We start from the raw sequence: 6669 nt of genomic DNA on the forward strand, positions 1-6669 counted from the left end.
CTGCTCGAGACCGGCGGCTTCAGACCCCAACTACACCCCCGATTACGATGAGCCTCCATGGCGCTCTGGATCCGATCGCGCAGAACTCTCGGACGACCGCTGCTCTTGGCACCCGGCAGGGCCAGACGGTCTTGGCGGGAGGTGGCCGCGATCTGAGTCCGGCGCAGCGGGCATTGGCGCAGTCGGACGAGATCGTGGCGCGGTCTCCGGGTGCTCATGCGGAAGTCACCGCGGTTCGCGGCGCTCAAAGCGCTGGCCTGACTCCCCAGGGAATCGGTGTGTCTCGTCCAATCTGCCCGGCCTGCCAGACCTTCCTCGAGGAGTCGGGGGCGACCATCACAAGTCCGACAACAGCCTGGTGGTTTGGAAGATGAGTGTGCGTGAGTATGACGAGCAGGAGATCCTCGCGCGGCTGGCTGCCCTGGACCGTCGCTCGAAGACGGCGTTCGCCGCGTCATGCGCAGAGCGTCTGGTTCCCCTCTTCGAGCGTTATGCACGGTCGGTCGGGGCGCCGGAGTTGGGTCCCAGGCTGAGGGGGCTTGCCGATGCAGCCTGGGGCGCAGCCTCGGGCGTGGATATCGACGCCGGTGCGTATCAGGCCGAGGCCGAGGGCATGGTCCCTTCGGATTCGGATGGCTGGGTCTTGGAGACCGGATATGGTCAGAACGCCGCCGCTGCCGTCGCGTATGCCATTCGCACGTGGCTGACGGATGCTCCTCAGGAGGCGGCGTGGGCGGCGCGCCAGGTCTACGAGATCGCCGACTATGCGGTCCTGCAGGGTGACTCTGAACTGGACCTGAACAGTCCCGGCGCCGAGAGACGGGTCCTGGAGTCGGCCGCCGTTCAGCGTGCGCTCACCGCGATCGCCCGTTCTCTCAGCCTCGTCGAGGCCGCTCCGCTGACCTGGCAAGAGCTCCGGGCGGAGGCGGAAGCGGATGGCGAGCAGTGGGCCAGGGCGCTCCCGTGAGTAGGCGCGTGTCAGCTGGCGTCGGTGGTCAGGGCGCGGAGCTTGGTCTTGGTGACGAGGGCGTCGAGGACTTTGACACGTGGGGGTCGCGGTCTCCCGACGGGACCACCGAGACGACGTCGTGCCACCGGACCGCGACGACCGCCCGCGGGCTCCGGTGCACGAGGCCCTCGGGTGTGAGGACGAGGACGGAGGGGTGCCGCCGGGACGACGCCCAGAGCCGGAGCCGGGGTACGACCAGTGCGACCAACCCTCCGCCGAGGAGGATGCCGATGCCGCCTGCGCCGACCTCGCCGGTTGCGACCAGGGCGAAGCCACCCAGGCCGAGGATGAGCCCGGCGAGGCCCATGTAGGCCGACAGCAGGCCACGCAGCACGGTGGTGTCCCGACGGAACGGGACGACCACACCGCCGGTCGGCGCCTCGTCCGGAGTTGCCAACCTCATTGCTGAGACAGAGGCGCGTCGTCGGAGCACCCGTGTGCGGAGCACCAGCACCGCGAGGATCACCAGTACCGGCGCGGTCGCAACGCCCAGGGCACCGCGTGCGTCGACGACGTGTCCGGTCACGAGCAGTGCGATCCCGGCACCGGCGGCTAGGGCGAGCCCACCAGCCACCATCGCGGAGAGGACGCGGCTGGGGCGCGCCCAGCTGTCCGGCCAGGGGAATCGCGTGAGGTCGACGGTTCCGGTCATGGAGTCCTGTCCGTCCGAGGTCGTCACGTCAGAAAACTGCGTTCCAGGCGCCGGTCACCCTAGCGGTGACGACCTCCCGGCCGTCCGACACGGCGCCGGGCCCACGCATTGGCAGGGCCATCAGCATGGAAGGCCCTGAGGTGGCGGCCGGTCGTATGCGGGCCGGCTGGCCCTCAGGTCAGCTCGGGTTGCAGGCGGCGGCCAGGACGGCCAGGAGGCCCACGTCGGGGCGCCAGGGCTCCAGGTTCCAGCTGTCCTTGTCCGGTGCGCCCAGCCCGTGGCATAGCAGCTGGTCGTACATGGTGGTGGTCGCGGCCTCGTCGTCGTCCTGCATCTGCGCCCACACGGCCTCGACGCCCGCGGCCCCGGCGGCCCGGGCCCAGTCGGTGGGGACCACGATCAGGGACCGGCCACCCTCACGGATGCCCCAGGTCATGCTCTGGGCGCCCTGACCACCCACCCACAGGGTCACGTCGTCGGTACTCACGGCGGCTGGGTCTGCCCGCAGCGCCACTGTCGTGCCCTGCGCGGTCACGCGCACCCCGGGTGTCGGGGGATGGGCGACGACGCCCCCGAACGCTGCGCCCTGCGCCAGGGTGACGGTCCCGTCCTCCAGCCACGTGGCCTGCCCGTCCTCGACCCTCAGCACCTCGAGGGGGTCGGTGGCCAAGCCCGACGCCGGCACCGTCAGCAGCGCCGACCCGTCGTCGAGGGTCTCGACCCCCACCTCCGGCGGGACCTGCACGGACAGGTCACCGACCTCGAGCCGTTCCCACGCCGGCGGGGGTTCGGGCGTCTCGACCTCGACGGGGTCCGAGGTCGGCGTGGGGGAGTCCGTGACGGTCGCGCCCGTGCCGTTGGCCGCGCACGCGCCGAGCAGCAGGGGCAGGGCGAGGGCGGCCACGGCCCATCGCGTGCGGCTCGGCATGTCGGCTCCTGGGCGCGGGTGCGGGGACGTGGCCCAGTGTGCCCCGGCGGGCCCGGTGCCTGCAGTCATGAGACGCGCGGCGGGGCGGCGGTGGTCGCAGGTAGCCTTGTGCGGTCCATGTGGGCCCTTCGGTAGGGATTCGATGACCACCGCTCCTGACACCTCCGCCTCCGCGAGCACGGCTGACGTCGCGCTGCCCGACACCGTCGAGCACGCCGCCGGGACTCCCGACCTCGAGCTCCCGTACGCCGAGCTCGGCCTCAAGCCTGACGAGTACCAGCGCATCGTGGACCTGCTGGGCCGGCGCCCCACGGCCGCCGAGCTCGCCATGTACTCGGTCATGTGGTCCGAGCACTGCTCGTACAAGTCGTCCAAGGTGCACCTGCGCCAGTTCGGTGACAAGACCACCGAGGAGATGCGCGAGCACCTGCTGGTCGGCATCGGTGAGAACGCCGGCGTCGTGGACATCGGCGACGGGTGGGCGGTCACGTTCAAGGTCGAGTCCCACAACCACCCCAGCTTCGTGGAGCCCTACCAGGGTGCGGCCACCGGCGTGGGTGGCATCGTCCGCGACATCATCTCCATGGGTGCCCGGCCGGTCGCGGTCATGGACCAGCTGCGCTTCGGTGCGGTGGACCACCCCGACACCGCACGCGTGGTGCACGGCGTGGTCGCGGGCGTCGGCGGGTACGGCAACAGCCTGGGCCTGCCGAACATCGGCGGGGAGCTCGTCTTCGACCCCTCCTACCAGGGCAACCCCCTGGTCAACGCCCTGTGCGTGGGCGTGCTGCGCCACGAGGACATCCACCTGGCCAACGCCTCGGGCGTGGGCAACAAGGTCGTCCTGTTCGGCGCCCGCACCGGCGGCGACGGCATCGGCGGCGCCTCGATCCTCGCCAGCGAGACCTTCGAGGACGGCGTCCCCACCAAGCGACCCAGCGTCCAGGTGGGCGACCCGTTCATGGAGAAGGTCCTCATCGAGTGCTGCCTCGAGCTCTACGCCGCGGGCGTGGTCGAGGGCATCCAGGACCTCGGCGCCGCGGGCATCTCGTGCGCCACGTCCGAGCTCGCGTCCAACGGTGACGGCGGCATGCACGTCGACCTCGAGAACGTCCTGCTGCGCGACCCGACCCTCACCGCCGGTGAGATCCTCATGTCCGAGTCCCAGGAACGCATGATGGCGGTGGTCGCACCCGCCAAGCTCGACCGCTTCCTGGAGATCACCTCCCGGTGGGACGTCGAGACCGCCGTCATCGGTGAGGTCACCGGCACGGGCCGTCTCACCATCGACCACCACGGGCACCGCATCGTGGACGTCGACCCCCGCACCGTCGCCCACGAGGGCCCCGTCTACCACCGCCCCTACGCCCGCCCCGGGTGGATGGACGACCTGCAGGCCGACACCATCAGCGGCGAGCAGGGCGCCGCCCGGTACCCGCGCCCCACCACCGGTGAGGAGCTGCGCGAGACCGTCTTGCGTCTGGTGGCCTCCCCGAACCTCGCGTCCAAGGCGTGGGTCACCGACCAGTACGACCGGTTCGTGCAGGGCAACACCGCCATGGCCCAGCCCGACGACGGCGGCGTGATCCGCGTCGACGAGGAGACCGGCCTGGGTGTCGCGCTCGCGACCGACGCGAACGGCCGCTACGCCAAGCTCGACCCCTACACCGGTGCCCAGCTGGCGCTCGCCGAGGCGTACCGCAACGTCGCGACCGTCGGGGCCCGCCCCATGGCCGTGACCGACTGCCTGAACTTCGGGTCTCCCGAGGACCCCGACGCCATGTGGCAGCTCGTGCAGTCCATCGAGGGCCTGGCGGACGCGTGCGCCGAGCTCGGTGTGCCCGTCACCGGCGGGAACGTGTCGCTGTACAACGGCACCGGCGAGCCCGGCACGATCGACTCCTCGATCCACCCCACCCCCGTCGTGGGGGTCCTGGGTGTGCTGGACGACGTGGCCCGTGCCACACCCTCCGGCTGGCGCGCCCCCGGCCAGGCGATCTACCTGCTGGGCACCACCAGGGACGAGCTGGACGGCTCGGCGTGGGCCGACGTCGTCCACGGCCACCTGGGTGGGCGCCCCCCGGCGGTCGACCTCGCGGCCGAGCGCACCCTCGCGGCGATCCTCGTCAACGCCTCCCGCGACGGGTTGGTGGACGCCGCGCACGACCTGTCCGACGGCGGCCTGGCCCAGGGCCTGGTCGAGGCGTGCCTGCGGTACGGCACGGGTGCCCGGGTGTGGCTCGAAGAGCTGTGCGACCGGGACGGGCTCACCCCGTTCGAGGCGCTGTTCTCCGAGTCCACGGCCCGCGCCCTGGTCGCGGTTCCCCGCAGCGAAGAGGTGCGGTTCGTGGACATGTGCACCGCGCGCGGTGTGCCCCACCTGCGGATCGGTGTCACCGACGACACCCCCCACGCTCCGGACGTCAAGGACGCTGGTCCCGCGCTGGAGGTCCAGGGGCAGTTCATCCTCGCTGTGGACGACCTGCGTGAGGCGTTCACAGGCACCCTGCCCCGTCTGTTCGGCGAGGGGCCGGTCACCGACGCCGCTCGGTGACCGCGCCCGCTCGTGAGTCTGCACCGCGACGGCCGGCCGGTCGTCCCCTCGAAGGAGAGTTCTTGATGGACAGCCAGCTCGAGCCGGTCCTCGCCCAGGTCCTGCGCCGCAACCCGGGTGAGTCGGAGTTCCACCAGGCGGTGCGTGAGGTGTTCGACAGCCTCGGCCCCGTGCTGGTCAAGAACCCGCACTACGCCGACGCCGCCGTCCTGGAGCGGATCTGCGAGCCGGAACGGCAGATCATCTTCCGGGTCCCGTGGGTCGACGACGACGGCAAGGTGCAGATCAACCGCGGGTTCCGGGTCGAGTACAACTCGGCGCTCGGGCCGTACAAGGGTGGCCTGCGGTTCCACCCGTCGGTGTACCTGGGGATCGTGAAGTTCCTGGGCTTCGAGCAGATCTTCAAGAACGCCCTCACCGGTCTGCCGATCGGCGGCGGCAAGGGCGGTTCGGACTTCGACCCCCGCGGCCGCTCGGCCGGTGAGGTCATGCGGTTCTGCCAGTCGTTCATGACCGAGCTGTACCGGCACCTCGGTGAGTACACCGACGTCCCCGCCGGTGACATCGGCGTGGGTGGCCGTGAGATCGGGTACCTGTTCGGTCAGTACAAGCGCATCACCAACCGGTACGAGTCCGGGGTCCTCACCGGCAAGGGCATCAGCTGGGGCGGGTCCCTGGTGCGGACCGAGGCCACCGGTTTCGGCACCGTCATGTTCGCCCAGGAGATGCTGAAGACCCGGGGCATGAGCTTCGACGGTCAGACGGTGTCGGTCTCCGGTGCGGGCAATGTCGCGATCTACGCGATCGAGAAGCTGCAGCAGCTCGGTGCCAAGGTCGTCACGTTCTCGGACTCCTCCGGGTACGTCGTGGACGAGCAGGGTGTGGACCTGGAGCTCCTCAAGGAGGTCAAGGAGGTCCAGCGCGGCCGCGCCGGTGACTACGTGGCCCGTCGGCCCGGGGCGCAGCTCGTGACCGACGGTCGCATCTGGGACGTGCCCGTGGACGTCGCACTGCCGTGCGCCACCCAGAACGAGCTCAAGGGCGACGACGCCAAGTCGTTGCTCCGCGGCGGTGTCAAGGCCGTCGCCGAGGGCGCGAACATGCCCACCACACCCGACGCCGTCGGGATGCTGCAGGACGCAGGCGTGCTGTTCGCACCCGGCAAGGCCGCGAACGCCGGTGGTGTGGCGACCTCCGCGCTGGAGATGCAGCAGAACGCTTCACGTGACTCCTGGAGCTTCGAGTACACCGAGGAGCGACTGTCCGGGATCATGGTCGACATCCACCACCGGTGCGCCGAGACGGCCGAGGAGTACGGCGACCCCGGCAACTACGTCATGGGTGCCAACATCGCCGGGTTCCAGCGCGTGGCCGACGCGATCCTGGCGCTCGGCGTCGTCTGAGGACCTCATCTCCGTACCGGCTCCGCCGGACTGAGCACGACCGAGGGGCCCGTGCTACGCGCACGGGCCCCTCGGTCGTGCTCAGCGGCGCACCCCCAGTGTGTCGCGGCCGTTGCCGTTCCA

General features: G+C 70.8%; 5 protein-coding genes. 3 read left to right on the plus strand and 2 right to left on the minus strand.

Translation table 11 applies throughout. The features are described 5' to 3' along the window. Window positions 1-370 precede the first annotated feature (370 nt). Window positions 371-967: a DUF416 family protein gene (locus N869_RS11815; protein WP_035061979.1), complete on the plus strand. Its 597-nt coding sequence runs from the start codon at window positions 371-373 to the stop codon at window positions 965-967. A 28-nt stretch (window positions 968-995) separates the two neighbouring features. Here N869_RS11815 and N869_RS11820 read toward each other — a convergent pair whose 3' ends face one another. Further along, window positions 996-1661: a hypothetical protein gene (locus tag N869_RS11820; RefSeq protein ID WP_035061981.1), complete on the minus strand. Its 666-nt coding sequence runs from the start codon at window positions 1659-1661 to the stop codon at window positions 996-998. A gap of 178 nt (window positions 1662-1839) precedes the next feature. Further along, the gene (locus N869_RS17835; protein ID WP_052105485.1) at window positions 1840-2589 is read right to left on the minus strand and encodes a DUF2599 domain-containing protein; all 750 of its coding nucleotides are present in this window, start codon (window positions 2587-2589) and stop codon (window positions 1840-1842) included. A 142-nt stretch (window positions 2590-2731) separates the two neighbouring features. On the opposite strand from N869_RS17835, the gene purL reads away from it, so the two are divergent. Both purL and gdhA read left to right on the plus strand, forming a co-directional pair. Further along, entirely contained in the window at window positions 2732-5143 is a 2412-nt protein-coding gene (purL, locus tag N869_RS11830) for a phosphoribosylformylglycinamidine synthase subunit PurL (RefSeq protein WP_035061983.1), read from the plus strand. 65 nt (window positions 5144-5208) lie between these two features. Then, a complete protein-coding gene (gene gdhA / locus N869_RS11835; protein ID WP_035061985.1) occupies window positions 5209-6546 on the plus strand; it encodes an NADP-specific glutamate dehydrogenase in 1338 nt (445 codons plus the stop codon). Window positions 6547-6669 lie beyond the last annotated feature (123 nt).

Origin of the sequence: Cellulomonas bogoriensis 69B4 = DSM 16987, assembly GCF_000767165.1 — a bacterium.
Classification (GTDB): Bacteria; Actinomycetota; Actinomycetes; order Actinomycetales; family Cellulomonadaceae; genus Actinotalea; species Actinotalea bogoriensis.

Coding starts and splice junctions, on each gene's coding strand:
- purL (WP_035061983.1), top strand. CDS start 2,732: ATGACCACCGCTCCTGACACCTCCGCCTCCGCGAGCACGGCTGACGTC.
- N869_RS11820 (WP_035061981.1), bottom strand. CDS start 1,661: ATGACCGGAACCGTCGACCTCACGCGATTCCCCTGGCCGGACAGCTGG.
- N869_RS11815 (WP_035061979.1), top strand. CDS start 371: ATGAGTGTGCGTGAGTATGACGAGCAGGAGATCCTCGCGCGGCTGGCT.
- N869_RS17835 (WP_052105485.1), bottom strand. CDS start 2,589: ATGCCGAGCCGCACGCGATGGGCCGTGGCCGCCCTCGCCCTGCCCCTG.
- gdhA (WP_035061985.1), top strand. CDS start 5,209: ATGGACAGCCAGCTCGAGCCGGTCCTCGCCCAGGTCCTGCGCCGCAAC.